This is a genomic window from Streptomyces sp. NPDC088197 (assembly GCF_044741185.1).
GTDB lineage: Bacteria > Actinomycetota > Actinomycetes > Streptomycetales > Streptomycetaceae > Actinacidiphila.
Genome location: NZ_JBIUSD010000006.1, coordinates 432,536 through 449,120, shown reverse-complemented (window position 1 = coordinate 449,120; position 16,585 = coordinate 432,536). Strand labels below are relative to the sequence as shown.

The 16,585-nt window shown below is 72.8% G+C and carries 15 protein-coding genes; 8 read left to right on the top strand and 7 right to left on the bottom strand.

Annotated elements, in window-relative coordinates:
* Positions 1-171: 171 nt before the first annotated feature.
* The 3 genes from ACIOC1_RS18210 to ACIOC1_RS18200 all read right to left on the bottom strand — a co-directional run bounded on the left by ACIOC1_RS18210 (position 172) and on the right by ACIOC1_RS18200 (position 3,811).
* A complete protein-coding gene (locus ACIOC1_RS18210; RefSeq protein ID WP_401855310.1) occupies positions 172-1,533 on the bottom strand; it encodes a cellulose binding domain-containing protein in 1,362 nt (453 codons plus the stop codon).
* A gap of 365 nt (positions 1,534-1,898) precedes the next feature.
* Positions 1,899-2,849, bottom strand: coding sequence for an anti-sigma factor RsbA family regulatory protein (locus ACIOC1_RS18205; RefSeq protein WP_401855308.1), 951 nt, complete (start codon positions 2,847-2,849; stop codon positions 1,899-1,901).
* Between the two features lie 323 nt (positions 2,850-3,172).
* Positions 3,173-3,811 (bottom strand): alpha-ketoglutarate-dependent dioxygenase AlkB, encoded by a 639-nt coding sequence (locus tag ACIOC1_RS18200; RefSeq protein ID WP_401855306.1) that lies wholly within the window; start codon positions 3,809-3,811, stop codon positions 3,173-3,175.
* A 157-nt stretch (positions 3,812-3,968) separates the two neighbouring features.
* Between ACIOC1_RS18200 and ACIOC1_RS18195 the strand changes: the two genes are divergently transcribed.
* A complete protein-coding gene (locus ACIOC1_RS18195; protein WP_401722640.1) occupies positions 3,969-5,522 on the top strand; it encodes an ATP-dependent DNA ligase in 1,554 nt (517 codons plus the stop codon).
* A 128-nt stretch (positions 5,523-5,650) separates the two neighbouring features.
* Here ACIOC1_RS18195 and ACIOC1_RS18190 read toward each other — a convergent pair whose 3' ends face one another.
* On the bottom strand, positions 5,651-6,028 hold the full coding sequence (locus tag ACIOC1_RS18190) for a hypothetical protein (protein ID WP_355350292.1): 378 nt from the start codon (positions 6,026-6,028) through the stop codon (positions 5,651-5,653).
* 126 nt (positions 6,029-6,154) lie between these two features.
* On the opposite strand from ACIOC1_RS18190, the gene ACIOC1_RS18185 reads away from it, so the two are divergent.
* Both ACIOC1_RS18185 and ACIOC1_RS18180 read left to right on the top strand, forming a co-directional pair.
* Entirely contained in the window at positions 6,155-6,589 is a 435-nt protein-coding gene (locus tag ACIOC1_RS18185; RefSeq protein WP_355350289.1) for a YchJ family metal-binding protein, read from the top strand.
* Positions 6,550-7,224 (top strand): hypothetical protein, encoded by a 675-nt coding sequence (locus ACIOC1_RS18180; protein WP_401855302.1) that lies wholly within the window; start codon positions 6,550-6,552, stop codon positions 7,222-7,224. The genes ACIOC1_RS18185 and ACIOC1_RS18180 overlap by 40 nt, the downstream gene beginning before the upstream one ends.
* On the opposite strand, the gene ACIOC1_RS18175 is transcribed toward ACIOC1_RS18180, so the two are convergent.
* Positions 7,221-8,480, bottom strand: coding sequence for an MFS transporter (locus tag ACIOC1_RS18175; RefSeq protein ID WP_401855299.1), 1,260 nt, complete (start codon positions 8,478-8,480; stop codon positions 7,221-7,223). The two genes, ACIOC1_RS18180 and ACIOC1_RS18175, sit on opposite strands and share 4 nt — an antisense overlap.
* A gap of 438 nt (positions 8,481-8,918) precedes the next feature.
* Between ACIOC1_RS18175 and ACIOC1_RS18170 the strand changes: the two genes are divergently transcribed.
* The 3 genes from ACIOC1_RS18170 to ACIOC1_RS18160 all read left to right on the top strand — a co-directional run bounded on the left by ACIOC1_RS18170 (position 8,919) and on the right by ACIOC1_RS18160 (position 10,765).
* A complete protein-coding gene (locus ACIOC1_RS18170; RefSeq protein WP_401855297.1) occupies positions 8,919-9,089 on the top strand; it encodes a hypothetical protein in 171 nt (56 codons plus the stop codon).
* 397 nt (positions 9,090-9,486) lie between these two features.
* Positions 9,487-9,735 (top strand): DUF5133 domain-containing protein, encoded by a 249-nt coding sequence (locus ACIOC1_RS18165; protein ID WP_355350278.1) that lies wholly within the window; start codon positions 9,487-9,489, stop codon positions 9,733-9,735.
* Between the two features lie 310 nt (positions 9,736-10,045).
* On the top strand, positions 10,046-10,765 hold the full coding sequence (locus ACIOC1_RS18160) for a chaplin family protein (protein WP_391050741.1): 720 nt from the start codon (positions 10,046-10,048) through the stop codon (positions 10,763-10,765).
* Here the strand turns inward: ACIOC1_RS18160 and ACIOC1_RS18155 are convergent.
* A complete protein-coding gene (locus ACIOC1_RS18155) occupies positions 10,735-11,733 on the bottom strand; it encodes a YihY/virulence factor BrkB family protein (RefSeq protein WP_355347663.1) in 999 nt (332 codons plus the stop codon). The two genes, ACIOC1_RS18160 and ACIOC1_RS18155, sit on opposite strands and share 31 nt — an antisense overlap.
* 176 nt (positions 11,734-11,909) lie before the next feature.
* On the opposite strand from ACIOC1_RS18155, the gene ACIOC1_RS18150 reads away from it, so the two are divergent.
* Positions 11,910-12,995: an S-(hydroxymethyl)mycothiol dehydrogenase gene (locus tag ACIOC1_RS18150; RefSeq protein ID WP_355347666.1), complete on the top strand. Its 1,086-nt coding sequence runs from the start codon at positions 11,910-11,912 to the stop codon at positions 12,993-12,995.
* Positions 12,996-13,080: 85 nt separating this feature from the next.
* The gene (locus ACIOC1_RS18145) at positions 13,081-14,847 is read left to right on the top strand and encodes an ATP-binding cassette domain-containing protein (protein ID WP_391050739.1); all 1,767 of its coding nucleotides are present in this window, start codon (positions 13,081-13,083) and stop codon (positions 14,845-14,847) included.
* A 91-nt stretch (positions 14,848-14,938) separates the two neighbouring features.
* Here the strand turns inward: ACIOC1_RS18145 and pgm are convergent, their stop codons facing one another.
* The gene (gene pgm, locus ACIOC1_RS18140) at positions 14,939-16,579 is read right to left on the bottom strand and encodes a phosphoglucomutase (alpha-D-glucose-1,6-bisphosphate-dependent) (protein WP_401855292.1); all 1,641 of its coding nucleotides are present in this window, start codon (positions 16,577-16,579) and stop codon (positions 14,939-14,941) included.
* Positions 16,580-16,585: the final 6 nt, after the last annotated feature.

Genomic DNA, 16,585 nt, shown 5'->3' with positions numbered 1-16,585 from the left:
TTGTAATACACATTGTCCCACCTTCTCCCCTGTTTTTTTCATGGACAACCCAACAATACCCGGGGGGGGGGGCTCATTGTTTCGCCTCCCCCGGGGGGCCGGCCCCGGGGGGCCCGGGGGGGGGGCCCCCCCCCCCCCCGGGGCCGCCGCGAGGCGCGACCGGACGGTGCGTCAGGTCGCCGTGCAGGTCAGCACGGGAACGGCGTTCCCGCCGCTGTACGTGCCCTGGAATCCGAAGTGGGTCTCGGCGGACGGCGCGAGGGCGCCGTTGTAGGCGAGACTCGCCGCGGTCACCGCCGCGCCCGACTGGGCGACGGTGGCGTTCCAGGAGTTGGTGACGCGCTGGCTGCCGGGGTAGGTCCACGACACCGTCCACGAACGCGTCGCCGACGTACCGCTGTTGGCCACCGTCACATCGGCGGTGAAGCCGCTCCCCCAGTCGTTGCTCACCGTGTAGCTGGCGGAACAGCCGCTGCCACCACCGCCGTTGGACCCGCCGGAGGTGGTCGCGGTCACCGGCGCCGAGGCGGCGGAGGTGTTGCCCGCCGCGTCGCGCGCCTTGACGGTGTACGTGTACGCCGTCGCGGCGGTCAGCCCCGAGTCGGTGTACGACCGGCCGGCGGTCGTCCCCACCAACGCGCCGCCGCGGTAGACGTCGTACGCCGTCACCCCGACGTTGTCGGTCGCCGCCGACCAGCCCAGAGAGACCGAGGTCGCCGTGGTCCCGGTGACGCCGAGGCCGCCGGGCGCGGTCGGCGCCTGGGTGTCGGAGCCGGTGCCGCCGGAGCCCGCCGCGCTCGCACTGAAGGAGAAGCCGGTGGTGGCCAGACTCTGGCCGCCCTGCCAGACCTCGAAACCGGCCTCGGCGTCGATGAGGTAGTGCGCCGGGTCGACCGAACCGCGGCCGACCGCGTCGTCGATCAGCGCCTTGACGTCGAGGTTCGAGACCGAGGTCCCGCCGCCCTGCAACACGTAGGAGATGATCTTCCACGAGGTCTGACGGCCGGTCCACACGTCCCAGTTGTGCCCCGCGGCGGCCGACGTGCCGCTCTTCCCGCCGAACGGCTGCACCCCGCCGCGGCTGTTGAGCCAGATCATGATCTCGGTGCCGTCCGGCTGACCGGCCGTGGTCGGCGTCGAGTTGATCCACAGGTCGTACGCGACGTCGTAGGCGCCGGACGCCGGTTGCACCGTGCTCCACGAGGAGACCGCGCTGCCCAGCTTGCTGATCTGGATCGGCATACCGCTGTTCGGCGTGCAGGCGCCCCAGTGGCAGCCCTTGAAGAGCGAGGGATACGTGGCGGGCGCACCGTTCGTCGGCAGGTTGAAGTCGGCCGTCGCCAGCGACCACGCGGTGCCGCTGGAGTACGTGACGCACTGCTGCGCGGTGGAGTTCCACTCGTTGGCCTGGAGCGTGTACTCGCCACCGGCCACCGGGAGGGTGCCCTGCGGCGCGCAGGTCGTGACGGGGTCGGCGTGCGCGGTCGTCGCGGTGGTCAGCGGCAGCAGCAGCGCCGCGACGGCGGCGAGCACCGCGACCGCCGGGCGCAGCCGGTGGAGCCGCCGGAGCGGATGGGGCCGGTTCCGACGGAGCGGACGGGGCGGACGGGGCAGCCGGGGCCGTGCGAGCGGCCCGGAACGAGGACGGGCGGGATGACGTGTCACTGGTAGGTCCCTTCACCAGTTCGCGGGGGGATGGGTGACGGCTCGGCAGCGCAGGGTGCAATGGGAGCGCTCCCATGCCACCGCGTTCATGAAGCCAGGCCCCTCCCCCGGCGTCAAGGGGCTCGGCGTGGCGGAGGGTCCCCGCCGTCCGCGTACCGCGAGACCACACCGTGCGCGCACAGCGAAAGGCCCCGCTCACGCGACGTCGGCGGGGCGGGGCGGTTCGGGGTCGGTCAGTCCGCGGCTCCGGCCGGGACGGGAGCGCCGCCGAGGTAGCAGCGGATCGCCGTGCCGTCGGGGGCGGCGTGGACGCGGACGAGGTCCGCGATGTGATTGACCATCAGCAGACCGCGCCCGCCCGGGCGGCCGTTCGGAGGCAGGCGGCGGCCGGCCATCGGGTCGCTGAGCCTGCCGCCGTCGCGGACCTCGCAGACCACCTGGTCGTTCTCGGTCCACAGCCGGATCGTGCCGGAACCGCCGCCGTGCAGAACGCTGTTGGTGATGAGTTCGGAGACCGCGAGGGCCAGGTCGTCCAGCCGGGCGCCGGTCAGGCCGAAGCCGCCCGCCAGCCGGACGGCGAAGCGCCGCGCGTCGCGCAGGCGTTGGTCGTCGAAGGCGAAGGACGCGGCGTCCCGCGGCTCGGGCAGCGGGGTGTTGCCGGAGGCGACGGCGTGGTCCGGCGCGTAGCGGTCGCTGGGCCGCTCGCGGCCCGCCTCGATCACCACCGGATGGGTGGCGTGCGCGTCGTCCAGGACGTCGGGGGCGAGCCCGGCCGCGTCGTACGGACACAGGATCGTCACCTGCCGCCCGGCGAAGGCGGTGTTGATCAACGCCTCGTGCTGGACGCAGGCCGGGTACTCCAGCGCGGTGCGCCCCGGCCAGATCGGCTCGCCGATGATCCGGACCGGACCCGGCGGCTGCGCGTCGCAGAAGGCGCGGAGCACGGCCGGAATGATGCGCCCGGGGTTGCGCCCGGCCTTGGTCATGTCGATGAAGCGCACGGCGCCCGCGTCGGACCCGAGGGCGGTACGCAGCAGGCCGAGTCCGACGGGCGGGGCCGCGACGGCGACCGGTTCGCCCGCGGCGAGGCCGTCCCGTACGAAGGGGACGGTGCCCTCCAGATACTCGCGCGCGCCGCGGTAGAACAGAGCGGGATGGGAGAAGTTCCGGGCAGGACTGATCACGGCGCCACCGTTCGCGACATCGCACGGCAGCGTCCCGGTGGCGTTTCCCACGCCTCTCGCGTCGGCCTCGGCGCCCCCTGACGCCGGCCGACCGCGATGTCCACCCTGAATGCCCCCTTCGGACACCTGCGGTTTTTTCGGACACCCCTTGACAGCGGTTTCGGACAACAGTGCTGTCACCGCCAGTATGCTCCTCGCCCGACGATCATCAACGCCGGGAGCCGCCTGGCCGCCGTACGCGCCCGCAGCGGGGGCCGCTCCCCCGGAGAACCGACCGGTCCCGCGCCACTCCGCACCGGTCCCGCACCAACTCCGCGCCGGTCCTACGCCACTCCGCGTGGCCGGAACTGGACGCTGATCCGCCCGCCCACCGCTCCCCGCGTCTTCGGCACCGCGTGATCCCAGGTCCGCTGGCAGGAGCCGCCCATCACGATCAGGTCGCCGTGGCCCAGCGGCTGCCGGACGGTGCTCCCGGCGCCCCCGCCGCCGCGCGGCCTGAGCAGCAGCGGGCGCGGCTCCCCCAGGGACACGATGGCGACCATCGTGTCGTGGGTGCCGCCGCGCCCGAAGCGGTCGCCGTGCCAGGCCACGCTGTCCCGGCCGTCGCGGTAGAAGCACAGTCCGGCGCTGACGAAGGGCTCGCCCAGTTCGGCCGCGTAGTGCGCGCTGAGCCGCGCGCGGGCGTCGGTGAGCACGTCGGCGGGCAGCGGGTCGCCCTCGCGGTAGTGGGCGAGGAGGCGGGGCACGGCCACCACGTTGTCGTACATCCGGCGCCGCTCCTCGCGCCAGGGGATCTCCGCGGCCAGTTCCGCGTAGAGGTCGTCGGCGCCGCTCAGCCATCCGGGGAGCGTGTCGATCCAGGCGCCCTGTCCGAGGTGGGTGCGGCGGGCTCCCTCCAGGTCACCGAGGCCCGGAGCGCCGCCGCCGAAGATGGACGCCTGCTGAGGGGACGGGTGGCTCATGCGCCGAGCCTACCTCGACTGTCGTACACCTGTTCTATTGTGTGCGGTGTGCCGAACGCGTGTGCCGGATGTCTGCCGGGCACACGTCGGGCATGCGTCGGGCATACGTCCGGCACACGCCGGGCGTTCCCGCCCGGTTCGCCGCAGGATGGAGAACATGCTGTTCGCCGAGGTCGCCCGTGTCTCGTACGAGGTCGCGCACACATCAGCGCGGACCCGCAAGACGGCGCTGCTGGCCGAGTTCTTCCGGGCCATGGAGCCCGAGGACGTGCCGGTCGCCATCGCGTATCTGGCCGGACGCCTGCCGCAGGGGCGGCTCGGCGTCGGCTGGGCGGCGCTGCGGGACCGCGCCGAGCCCGCCGCGGAGCCGACGCTGACCGTACGGGCGGTGGACGAGGCGCTGACGGCCGTCGGCGCGGTCGCGGGCGCCGGGTCGCAGGGCCGGCGGCGGGACCTGCTCCAGGGCCTGCTGGGCGCGGCGACCGAGCGGGAGCAGGAGTTCCTGGTCGGGCTGCTCACCGGCGAGGTCAGGCAGGGCGCGCTGGACGCCGCGGCGGCGGAGGGCCTGGCCGCCGCGACCGGCGCGCCTGCCGCCGGCGTACGCCGCGCGGTGATGCTCGCGGGCGCCCTCGAACCGGTCGCGCGGGCCCTGCTGGCGCGCGGCCCCGACGCGCTCACCGAATTCGCCCTCGCGGTCGGCCGGCCGCTGCTGCCGATGCTGGCGTCCTCCGCCAAATCGGTCGCCGAGGCGGTCGCCAAGGCGGGGCCCTGCGCGATCGAGGAGAAGATCGACGGCATCCGTGTCCAGGTGCACCGCGACGGCGAGTCGGTCCGGATCTTCACCCGCACGCTGGACGACATCACCGAGCGCCTGCCGGAGGTCGTCGCGGCCGTCCGCGCGCTGGGCGCGGACCGTTTGGTCCTGGACGGCGAGGTGCTGGCGCTCGGCCCGGACGGGCGGCCCCGGCCGTTCCAGGAGACCGCGGGCCGTGTCGGCTCCCGCGTCGACGTGTCGGCGGCGGCCCGCGCCCTGCCGCTGACGGCGGTCTTCTTCGACGTGCTCGCCGTCGGCGACGGGGACGCCACCGAGGACCTGCTCGACCGGGGCTACGACGAGCGGCACGCGGTGCTGGCCGGGCTCCTCCCCGAGGAGCTGCGGGTCCGGCGGACCGTCGTGTCGGACCCGGCGGACGAGGCGGAGCTGCGGGCCGCCGAGGACTTCTGGCGGGCCACGCTGGACCGCGGGCACGAGGGCGTGATGGTCAAGGCCGCCGACAGCGGCTACGCGGCCGGTCGGCGCGGCGCGTCCTGGATCAAGGTCAAGCCGGTGCACACCCTCGACCTGGTGGTACTGGCCGTCGAGTGGGGCCACGGCCGCCGCACCGGAAAGCTCTCCAACCTCCACCTGGGCGCGCGCGACGGCGACGGCTTCGCCATGCTCGGCAAGACCTTCAAGGGCCTGACGGACGCGCTGCTCGACTGGCAGACCGAGCGGCTGCTCGCCCTGGCGGTCGGCCCGACCGATGGATACGTGGTCACCGTGCGCCCCGAACTGGTCGTCGAGATCGCCTACGACGGCCTCCAGACCTCGACCCGCTACCCGGCGGGCGTCACCCTGCGCTTCGCCCGCGTCGTGCGCTACCGCGAGGACAAGACGGCGGCCGAGGCCGACACGCTGGAAGCGGTACGGGCGGCGCACGGCGGGACGTGACGCGGACGGACAGCGGGACGTGACGCGGACGGACGGCGTACGGCCGGACGTGCCGCGGACCGCCGGGCGGCGCGCCCTCCCGGTCAGGCGGCGCCCCGTCCCGAGCAGTCGGTCACGCGGTCACGCGGTCACGCGGCGCCGTGGTTCTCCAGCCGGAAGCGCGCCTCCTGCTCCTGGTCGCCCGCCGCGGTGCCGACCACCCGGACGGTGAACGCCTCGGCCAGGCTCTCCCGCAGCCGGTCCACCGCGCGGTAGCCGCCCTGGGCCGTGACCGTCAGCGACTCGCCGAGCCGCGCGGGTCCCGGCACCCCGAGGGTGCGGGACACGTCGAAGGTGGCACTCCAGACCATCGGCCGCCCGTCCGCGGAGTCCTGCGGGATGTCGTCGGGCTCTCGGTCCGAGGCGAAGCTGGTGTTCAGAGCGTCGAGAACGGTCTGCGCGTCCTCCTTCGCGCAACCGTCGAAGGTGACCGCTACCTGGGCTGACTCGTCTTGCGCCGTACTCACGGGGATTCCTTTCGGAGGAGGATGGTGGCGCGCGCACCCGATTTGCGCCACGGTCAGCACTTTTCCGCTGCGGGGCGGGCAAAACCCACGACTCCCGCGAATGGCGGCGTCCGCCACAATCAGAGGATGCCCCGACGTCAGAACCGCCGCCCGGCGGCCACCCGGCTCTCCCCGACGGCTCCCTGCCCGTGCGGACGGCCCGCCGCGTACGACGACTGCTGCGGCGCCCTGCACCAGGGACGGTCCGCCGCCACGACCGCGGAGCAGCTCATGCGGTCGCGGTACGCCGCCTTCGCCGTACGCGACGCCGCCTATCTGCTGCGTACGTGGCACTCCGGCACCCGGCCGCCGGGCCTGCGCTTCGACGGGGACGTGCGGTGGACCGGCCTCGACATCCTCGGTTCGACCGGCGGCACCGCCTTCCACACCGAGGGCACCGTCGAATTCCGCGCCCGCTTCCTGGCCGACGGCCAACCGGGTGACCAGTACGAGAACAGCCGCTTCGGCCGCGAGGACGGTGCGTGGGTGTACGTCGACGCGCTGCCCGAGCGCAGCGGATGACGGCCCTCGACCCGGCCGTACGCGCGGCCCTGGCGCGCGAGCTGCTGGACGCGCTGGCGGCGTACTGCCCCGGCTCCCGGACCCGGCTGCGCGGCTCGCTGGCCTCGGGCACCGCCGACGCCTACAGCGACATCGACCTCGAATGGACCGTGCCGGGCGACCGCTTCGCCCACTGCGTCGACACCGCCGCCGTGGCGTTGGGCCGCGTCCGGCCGCTGGCCTCGCTCCGCGTCGACCCGGAGTCGGCCGCCGCCATGGGCGAGCGGCTGCTCTTCGCCGCCTTCCGCGGTCTTCCGCTCTTCTGGCGCCTGGACCTGTCCGTCCGCGCGGAGCCGGCCGGGTCGGCCACCGTGCCCGCGGCGCCCGCCACCGCCTGGTCCCCGGCCGCCAGCGCCCTGGCCAACGCCGTCGCCACCGTCAAGATGCTGCGCCGCGGCCGTCCCGATGTCGCCCGCGGCCTGCTCACCCGCGGTCTCGCGCGCGTCGGCGCGCCCGACCACCTCACCGACGGCGCCCTCGCCGACGTCCTGCGGCTGACGGCCGCCGCCGTCGCGTGCGACCCGTCGCAGGCCGGTCTGGCCGCCGCCGTGTCGGCGCTCGCCGAGAGCGGCTGCGCCCCTGAAGGCGGCTCCTAGGCCACCGGGCGGCGGGCGTCGTAGGCGACGAAGCCGCGCTGGAAGAGGCCGATCAGCGCGATGGCCGAGATGCACGCCAGGCCGCCGCCGACGACGGCGACGGTGGGCGTGAACAGGTCGGAGACGGAACCCGCGAGGAAGTCGCCGAGGCGGGGGCCGCCGACCACCACGACGAGGAAGACGCCCTGGAGGCGCCCGCGCATGTCGTCGGGGGCGGCGGATTGCAGCATGGTGTTGCGGAAGACCATCGAGACGGTGTCGGCGCAGCCCGCGAAGGCCAGGAAGAGCAGGCCCAGCCAGAGGTTGCGGGTGAGGCCGAAGACGGCGACGGCCGCGCCCCAGGAGCCGACGGCGAGCAGCACGGCGAAGCCCTGGCGGTGGACCCGGCCGAGCCAGCCGGAGAAGACGCTGCCGAGGAGCGCGCCGACGGCGGGGGCGGCGGCGAGCAGGCCGACGGTGCGGGTGTCGCCGCCGAACCAGAGCCCGGCGACGGCGGGGAACAGCACGCGGGGCTGGGCGAGCACCATGGCGGCGAGGTCGGAGACGAAGGTGGTGCGCAGATTGGGCCGGGCGGCGAGGTAGCGCAGGCCCTCGATGACCGACGGGCGGCGACGGGCCGCGCCGTCCCCTTCGCCGGGGAGCATCGCGGGCAGCCGCCACATCGCGTAGAGGGAGGCGCTGAAGGCGGCGACGTCGACGGTGTACGCGGCCTGGTAGCCCCAGGCGCCGACGAGGACGGCGCCGAGCATGGGTCCCGCCATCTGGCCGACCCCGCCCGCGAGCGAGGCCAGCGCGTTGGCGGCGGGCAGCCGCTCGGGCGGCAGCAGGCGCGGGATCATCGAGGAGCGGGCGGGCGAGTTCATCGCGAAGCAGACCGCCTGGAGCGCGACGACGGCGTAGAGCAGTGCCACGGACCTGAGATGGCCGAAAGCCGCCGCGGCCAGCACGCCGGAGCAGACGGTGGAGCCGGCGGCCGTGATCAGGCCGAGCTTGCGCCGGTCGACCGCGTCGGCGACGGCGCCGCCGTACAGGCCGAAGACGATCAGCGGGACGAGCGAGAAGAGGCCGACCAGGCCGACGTAGAAGCTGGAGCCGGTGATCGCGTAGACCTGGAGCGAGACGGCCATCGCGGTCATCTGAGAGCCGATGTACGACACGGTGTTGCCGAACCACAGGCGGCGGAAGTCCGGGTGCTCGCGCAGCGGGCTCACATCGGCCAGCAACCGTCGGCGGGGCTTGGCCGACGGCGCGGACATCTCCGGCTCTCCGGATATTTCAGGCGCGCGTGACCCGGATGGCGCACGCAGGCCCCTCGTCTCGGTCCTCTTCGCTGTTGAGCACGAGGAACCGTAGCAACCATGCGCCGCACGGCAGCGGCCAGGGCCGGTTTCGCACGCGCGCACGGCACTTCGCCACTGTGCGTAGCGCGCCGGAAACCGGCTGGTGACGGAGGACGGGCAGGCTTACGCTGTGCGGGACGAACCGGTCTCAGGGGATGTACCGAACCCCGGGGCCCGTCCCGGAACGAGTCGCCCACCTCGGCCGCGCTCCGGTCCTCCCCTTCGCCCCCGGGCGTGGGGGGCCCAAGGCGCCACCGCGTCCGTACCGCCCGAAGAGCCATCCCACCGGGCGCCGGGCGCGGTCGGACGGCCGCGTCGGGTGTCGCCGGTCCACGCGACGCAAAGGAGTGCGCGGTGTCACCTGATCAACTGAAGCGCAATGAGTCGGCCGAACGAGGCGGCGACGGTGCCTCGCTCCTGGCCGAGGAACGCCCCCTGGACGCCTGGTCCCGGTGCGCGCCGATCCGCCTCGCCGGTTACGAGGACGATCTGACGGAGACCCACATCCTGCGCGGCATCGACTAGAAGGCCGCCCGGACGACACCGCGTCCGACAAGCAGTCAGCTGTCGACCTGTCGCCGCGTCATGTCGTGGCGACAGGTCGACTCATCGGTACGTCGGTACGTCGACACCCGGTGTTCGACAACCGGCCGCCCGGCGCCCGCGCGAGCGGCATTCCCTCGGCACGGCGGCGAAGACGAGTCGAACATCACGTTCACCGGCCCCCGTTGTGGACATGAGTGTCATGTACCGTGAAGGGACTACTACTTCGCACCCCTCGACCCCTATCCGGGGCCTGCGCAAAGACGCGACGAAGAAGAGGGTGCGGCCCGGCAGGCAATTTTTTTCGCCGCTCTCACGCATGGAACAGCGTGGGCCGGGCAGGCGCGTCCCGACTTCGCCGACATCGAGGAGTACGACGATGCTGATGGCCCACCCGACCGTCCTTCGGAACCTGGTGGAACGCTACGAGACGCTGACCGCTGAGGTCGAGACGGCGAAGTCCGTCGACCCGCGCGTGCGGCAGCAGCTCCAGGACACGGCGTACACGCTGTGCGTGTCGACCGGCACCCGGGAGATCGCCCCGGCGCTGGCCGCCGCCCGCGTGCACATGGAGCGCCACCTGTTCATGGACGAGGACGACGAGACCGAGGACGCTTCGGCGGCCTGAAGCCGGACCCCACGACAGACGTCACAGCGGCGGCGACACCTCACGGTGTCGCCGCCGCTGTCGTGTCGGGACAATCCGTTACCACGTTCCATCGGCCGCTCATGGGTAATTCATAGGAATAGCGGAACCGATAGCCGGAATACCGGGAAAAGCGCTGGCCGCACGTCCTGTCGGCCCGTCAGGGACGGGGCCGCGACACGGTCACTCGTTGGGGTGATTTATCCGTCGGCCATGACCTGATTGGCCCTGAGCGCGTTGTCTCCGGTGCGGGCATGCGGCCCGTGAGGATTTCCGGAAGGCAGGAAAGCGTATGAACAGGGTTGCCCAGAAGGGACTCGTCACCGCCATGGTCGCCGGCGGTCTGTTGGCGGGCGCCGGGTATGCCCAGGCCGATTCGGCCGCCCAGGGTGACACCACCGGATCGCCCGGTGTCCTGTCGGGCAATTCGGTGGAAGTGCCCGTCTCCATTCCGGTGAATGTATGCGGAAATACGATCAATGTGATCGGTTTGCTGAATCCGGTGACGGGCAACGCGTGCGCCAACACCTCGGCTCCGGCCGCCACGCACTCCTCCCCCGGCGCCAGGCCGGGACGGCACGCGGGCGCACCGGCCGATGAGCGCGCCGTCCCCGCCGGGACGAACTCGGGCTCGGGCGGCGGCGCACACGCGGCGGGCGGCACCCGTAACTCGCCCGGCCTGCTGTCGGGCAACAGCATCCGGCTGCCGATCGACGTGCCCGTCAACATCACCGGCAACAGCGTCAATGTCGTCGGGATCGGCAACCCCTCCACGGGCAACACCTCGACGAACGGCTCGACCCCGCCGGTCGTCAAGCCCACTCCGGTGCCGACCACCCCGCCCGCCCCGGCCCACACTCCGGTTCCCGCGCCGCCGAACGTCGAGGACCCCGCGGCCCCGACGCTGGCGCACACCGGTGCGGACGGCCTGCCGTACACCGCCGGTGGCAGCGCCGCCCTGCTGCTCGGCGGCGTCGTGCTCTACCGCCGTTTCCGGCCCGGCCGCGGCTGAACCGGCAGCGGTGCGACGTCCGGGGCCGCTTCCGGCGTCTTCGACGCCGCCGGGGCCTCCGGCGGCGGCGCGGCCTTGCCGTCCAGTGCCCGCTGGGCGTTGAAGTGGGCACCGACCAGCAGGGCCAGGTTGGAGAACCACAGCCACACCAGGAAGACCACGGTGCCGGCCAGCGGGCCGTAGAGCCGGTTGTACGTGCCCGCGCGGGCGGTGTACGCGGCGAATCCGACCGAGGTCAGCAGCCACAGCAGGACGGCGAGGGCGCCGCCGGGGGCCATCGCGCGCAGGCCGCGGGTGCCGCGGGGACCTGAGCGGAAGAGCACCAGGACCAGCGCGGCGGCCAGCACCAGCAGCAAGGGCCAGCGCAACACCCGCCAGGCGGTGATCACGGGGGTGTTCATGTGCGGCAGCTCCCCTATCCGGTGGGCGACCTCGCCGCTGACCACCAGGCTGCTGGCGCTGCACACCAGCAGGACGAGCAGCGCCACCGAGGTGATCACGATGCGCGGGGCGGTGCGCCAGGCGGGGCGGTGGTCGGTCACCCGGTACATCGAGTGCAGGGCGCGCCGGAAGACGCTGGAGTAGCTGCACGCCGACCAGACGGCGCCCGCGCTGCCGATGATCACCAGGGAGAGGGTCGCGGACCGGTCGTCGGCCATGTCCTGGAGCGCGGAGGCGACGATCGGCCGGGACGCGGTCGGGAGCAGGGAGGTGACCTCGGAGGCCAGCTGGTTCTCCGAGGCACCGCCCGCCAGGCCCAGCACCGACACGGTGACCAGCAGCGCGGGGAAGAGCGCGAGCACCGCGTAGTACGTGAGGGCCGCCGCCCGCTCCGTGGCGTCCTCCTCCCATGCCGCCCCTATGGCGCGGCCGAGGGCCCGGATGGCGCGGAAGGTCGCGACGGTCTTCGGCAGCCGTCTTCTGTCAGCCGGCCGCGTGCCGCGGACCGCGCTGTCCTCAGTGGTCAAAAGTGCCCCTCACAGCGTCGAGCGATAGGCGACCTGTGGCCCGCAGTGACGTATGCCCGGTGCCGGTCCACCCATGTGCGCCTTTCCGGGTACTGCCCGCCGCGGGGTCGCGGCACCTATCGTCGGCAGCGAACAGTGGCCGAACGCTGGGCACACGACGAAGGGAAGGACCGGACATGGCACAGGAAGTCCGCGCAGTGATCGCACCGGGCAAGGGCGAGCCGGTACGGGTGGACACGGTGGTGGTGCCGGATCCGGGGCCGGGCGAGGCGGTGGTGCGGATCCAGGCGTGCGGGGTCTGCCACACCGACCTGCACTACCGGGAGGGCGCGATCAACGACGACTTCCCGTTCCTGCTCGGGCACGAGGCCGCCGGCGTGGTCGAGACCGTCGGCGACGGCGTCACCGAGGTCGCGCCGGGCGATTTCGTGATCCTCAACTGGCGGGCCGTGTGCGGCCGGTGCCGCGCGTGTCTGCGCGGGCGCCCCTGGTACTGCTTCGACACCCACAACGCGAAGCAGAAGATGACGCTCAAGGACGGCACGGAGCTGTCGCCCGCGCTGGGCATCGGCGCCTTCGCGGAGAAGACGCTGGTAGCGGCCGGGCAGTGCACGAAGGTCGACCCGGCGGTGTCGGCGTCGGTGGCCGGGCTGCTCGGCTGCGGGGTGATGGCCGGGATCGGCGCGGCGCTCAACACCGGGAACGTGGGCCGCGGCGACTCGGTCGCGGTCATCGGCTGCGGCGGCGTCGGCGACGCGGCCGTGGTGGGATCGCGGCTGGCCGGTGCGGCCAGGATCATCGCCGTCGACATCGACGACCGCAAGCTCGCCACGGCGTCCGCGATGGGCGCCACGCACACCGTCAACTCCCGCGACCGTGACGCCGTGGAGGCGATCCGCGAGCTGACCGGCGGGAACGGCGCCGACGTCGTGATCGACGCGGTCGGCCGCCCGGAGACGTACAAGCAGGCGTTCTACGCGCGCGATCTGGCCGGGACGGTGGTCCTGGTGGGGGTGCCGAGTCCGGAGATGACGCTGGAGCTGCCGCTGTTGGACGTGTTCGGCCGCGGCGGCGCGCTGAAGTCGTCGTGGTACGGCGACTGCCTGCCGTCGCGGGACTTCCCGATGCTGATCGACCTGCATCTCCAGGGGCGCCTGGACCTGGGCGCGTTCGTCACGGAGACCATCGCGCTGGACGAGGTGGAGGCGGCGTTCGCGCGGATGTCCGAGGGCGACGTATTGCGTTCGGTCGTGGTGCTGTAGCGGCTCTAAGGTGAAGGCGGGCGCATGCGCGATGAGGCGCATGCGCGCACCTGTACTGCGAAGACGTCATTTCGAGGAGCCTTCAATGGCGCTGCCGCAAGGCACGCTCAGCCACCGCTACCGCGGCGAACACCCCGTCCGTACCCTCCTCTACCTCTTCGAACCCGACCGTCGCCGGGTCGGGTTCGCCGTACTCGCCTTTTTCGCCAAGCACACCCCCGTCTGGCTGCTGCCGCTCATCACGGCCAACGTGGTCGACGTCGTCGTGCAGCACCGGCCGATATCGGTGCTGTGGTGGAACTCGGCCGTCCTGCTGGTGATCCTCAGCCTCAACCTCCCGCTGCACCTGGCGTACGTGCGCTGCATGCAGGGCTCGATCCGCAGGACCGGCACCCGGCTGCGCACGGCGATCTGCCAGCGGATGCAGCAGCTCTCCATCGGCTACCACTCCCGTGTCAGCGCCGGCGTGCTCCAGGCCAAGGTGATCAGGGACGTCGAGACCATCGAGACGGCGGCGCAGCAGACCGCCGACAACGGTCTGGCCGCGATCGCCACCCTGAGCGGCGGCCTGGTGGTGATCGGCATCCAGGCGCCCGCCTTCCTGCCGGTCTATCTGATCGTGGTGCCCGCCTCCGCGATGCTGGTGGTGCGGCTGCGCCGCCGGTTGCGGCACGACAACGAGTCCTTCCGCCAGCAGGTGGAGCAACTGTCCTCGCGGGTCAGCGAGATGACGACCCTGATCCCCATCACCCGTGCGCACGGCCTGGAGAACACCGCACTGCACCGGGTGGACCGCACGCTGGGCGAGGTGCTGCACGCGGGGCTGCGGCTCGACCGGCTCAACGGCTGGTTCGGCTCGCTGGCCTGGATCCTGCTCAACGCGATCGGTGTGGCCTGCCTGGCGGGCTCGGCGCTGGTCGCCTACTACGGCTGGCTGAACGTTTCGGCGGGCACCGTGGTGATGCTCAGCGCGTACTTCTCCAGCCTCACCGGGTCGGTGACCACGCTGCTGACGCTGACCCCGCAGATCGGCAAGGGCCTGGAGTCGGTCCGCTCGATCGGCGAGGTGCTCCAGGCGCCCGACCTGGAGCAGAACGACGGCAAGGCCGAAGTGAAGGGCGTGGTGGGGCACTTCGAGTTCCGCGGGGTCGGCCACACCTATCCCGAGAGCGACCGGCCCTCGCTGGTCGACTTCGATCTGGACGTGCGGCCGGGCGAGACGGTCGCCCTGGTGGGCGGTTCCGGCGCGGGCAAGTCGACCGTGCTCAATCTGGTGATCGGCTTCCTGCGGCCGACGCATGGGCGGATTCTGCTCGACGGCGTCGACATGGAGGATCTGGACCTGCGCGACTACCGGACCTGGCTGTCGGTGGTGCCGCAGGACTCGATCCTGTTCGAGGGCACCGTCCGCGACAACGTCACCTACGGCATGACCGATGTGCCGGAGGAGAGGGTCAGGGCGGCGCTGCGGGACGCCAACGCGCTGGAGTTCATCGACCGGATGACCCACGGTCTCGACACCGTCGTCGGTGAGCGGGGCGCCCGCCTCTCCGGCGGGCAGAAGCAGCGGCTGGCCATCGCCCGTGCGCTGATCCGCGACCCGCGCGTGCTGGTCCTGGACGAGGCGACGTCCGCGCTCGACTCCCGCTCGGAGGCGCTGGTCCAGCAGGCGCTGACCCGGCTGGTGCGCGGCCGTACGGTCTTCGTGGTGGCCCACCGGCTGTCCACGATCCGCAACGCCGACCGTATCGTCGTCCTGGACGAGGGCCGTATCGCGGAAGTCGGGCCGCACGCCGAGCTGGTGCGCGGCGGCGGCGCGTACGCGGGTCTCCAGGCCGCCCAACTGGCCTGAGCCGCCCGCGCGTCGAAGGGCCTGTCGTCCCTCACCCGACGGAGCGGAGCACGCGCTCCGGTGTCGCTCCGTCGGGTGGAGGGCGCGGCCGTCAGCCGTTCAGCGCACGGGCGACGATGGCCTGTGCCTCCTCCTGGACGGTGGCGAGGTGGTCGTCGCCGAGGAAGGACTCGGCGTAGACCTTGTAGACGTCCTCCGTCCCCGAGGGCCGCGCGGCGAACCAGGCGTTGTCGGTGCTGACCTTGATGCCGCCCAGGGCCGCGTTGTTGCCGGGGGCGTGGGTGAGCACGGAGGTGACGGGGTCTCCGGCGAGTTCGGCGGCGGGCACCTGCTTGGGCGAGAGCTCGGCGAGTACGGCCTTCTCCTCGCGGGTCGCGGGCGCGTCGATCCGCGCGTAGGAGGGGGCGCCGAAGCGCTCCGTGAGGTCCGCGTAGTGCTCGGACGGGGTGCGGCCGGTGACGGCGGTGATCTCGGCGGCCAGCAGTGCCAGCAGGATGCCGTCCTTGTCGGTGGTCCACACCGAGCCGTCGCGCCGCAGGAAGGACGCGCCCGCCGACTCCTCGCCGCCGAAGGCCAGGGTGCCGCCGAGCAGCCCGTCCACGAACCACTTGAAGCCGACCGGGACTTCGGTCAGCGGACGGCCGAGGTCGGCCACCACCTTGTCGATCATCGAGGAGGACACCAGCGTCTTGCCGATCGCCAGGTCGGGCCGCCACTGCTCGCGGTGCCGCGACAGGTAGGAGATGGCGACGGCCAGGTAGTGGTTGGGGTTCATCAGGCCGCCGTCGGGCGTGACGATGCCGTGCCGGTCGGCGTCCGCGTCGTTGCCGGTGGCGATGCGGTACTCGTCCTTGCGGGCGATCAGCGACGCCATCGCGTACGGCGACGAGCAGTCCATCCGGATCTTGCCGTCCCAGTCGAGCGTCATGAAGCGCCAGGTGGGGTCGGCGACCGGGTTCACCACGGTCAGGTCGAGGCCGTGCCATTCGGCGATCCGGCCCCAGTACTGGACCGACGCGCCGCCCAGCGGGTCCGCGCCGATCGTGACGCCCTCGCGCCGTACGGTCTCCAGGTCGAGCACCGACGGCAGGTCGTCCACGTAGCGGCCGAGGAAGTCGTAGCGCCCGGTGGTGTCGGCGGCGAGCGCCCGGGTGTACGGGACGCGGCGCACGCCCTTGAGGCCGTCGGCGATCAGCTCGTTGGCCCGGTCCTGGATCCAGCCGGTGGCGTCGGAGGCGGCGGGGCCGCCGCTCGGCGGGTTGTACTTGAAGCCGCCGTCCGCGGGCGGGTTGTGCGAGGGGGTGACGACCACGCCGTCGGCGAGGTGGGTGGTACGGCCCCTGTTGTACGACAGGATCGCGTGCGAGACGGCCGGGGTGGGCGTCCAGCCGTCGCTCTCGTCGATCAGCACCGAGACCTCGTTGGCGGCGAAGACCTCGAGCGCGGTGACCCGCGCGGGCTCGGACAGCGCGTGCGTGTCGGCGCCGAGGAAGAGCGGTCCCGTGGTGCCCTGCCCGGTGCGGTAGTCGCAGATCGCCTGGCTGGTGGCGGCGATGTGGTCCTCGTTGAACGCGGTGTTCAGCGACGAGCCGCGGTGCCCCGAGGTGCCGAACGCCACCCGCTGGCCGGTCTCGCCGGGGTCCGGGTGCAGCGCGTAGTAGGCCGTGATCAGGCGGGGTACGTCCACCAGGTCGTCCGGCCGTGCCGGTGTTCCGGCGCGCTCGTGCGGCATCCGCGT

Excerpts from the sequence above, each read along its gene's own strand:
- ACIOC1_RS18200 (WP_401855306.1), bottom strand. The coding sequence starts at position 3,811 with ATGAGCCACCCGTCCCCTCAGCAGGCGTCCATCTTCGGCGGCGGCGCT.
- ACIOC1_RS18195 (WP_401722640.1), top strand. The coding sequence starts at position 3,969 with ATGCTGTTCGCCGAGGTCGCCCGTGTCTCGTACGAGGTCGCGCACACA.
- ACIOC1_RS18185 (WP_355350289.1), top strand. The coding sequence starts at position 6,155 with ATGCCCCGACGTCAGAACCGCCGCCCGGCGGCCACCCGGCTCTCCCCG.
- ACIOC1_RS18175 (WP_401855299.1), bottom strand. The coding sequence starts at position 8,480 with ATGTCCGCGCCGTCGGCCAAGCCCCGCCGACGGTTGCTGGCCGATGTG.
- ACIOC1_RS18165 (WP_355350278.1), top strand. The coding sequence starts at position 9,487 with ATGCTGATGGCCCACCCGACCGTCCTTCGGAACCTGGTGGAACGCTAC.
- ACIOC1_RS18160 (WP_391050741.1), top strand. The coding sequence starts at position 10,046 with ATGAACAGGGTTGCCCAGAAGGGACTCGTCACCGCCATGGTCGCCGGC.
- ACIOC1_RS18150 (WP_355347666.1), top strand. The coding sequence starts at position 11,910 with ATGGCACAGGAAGTCCGCGCAGTGATCGCACCGGGCAAGGGCGAGCCG.
- ACIOC1_RS18145 (WP_391050739.1), top strand. The coding sequence starts at position 13,081 with ATGGCGCTGCCGCAAGGCACGCTCAGCCACCGCTACCGCGGCGAACAC.
- pgm (WP_401855292.1), bottom strand. The coding sequence starts at position 16,579 with ATGCCGCACGAGCGCGCCGGAACACCGGCACGGCCGGACGACCTGGTG.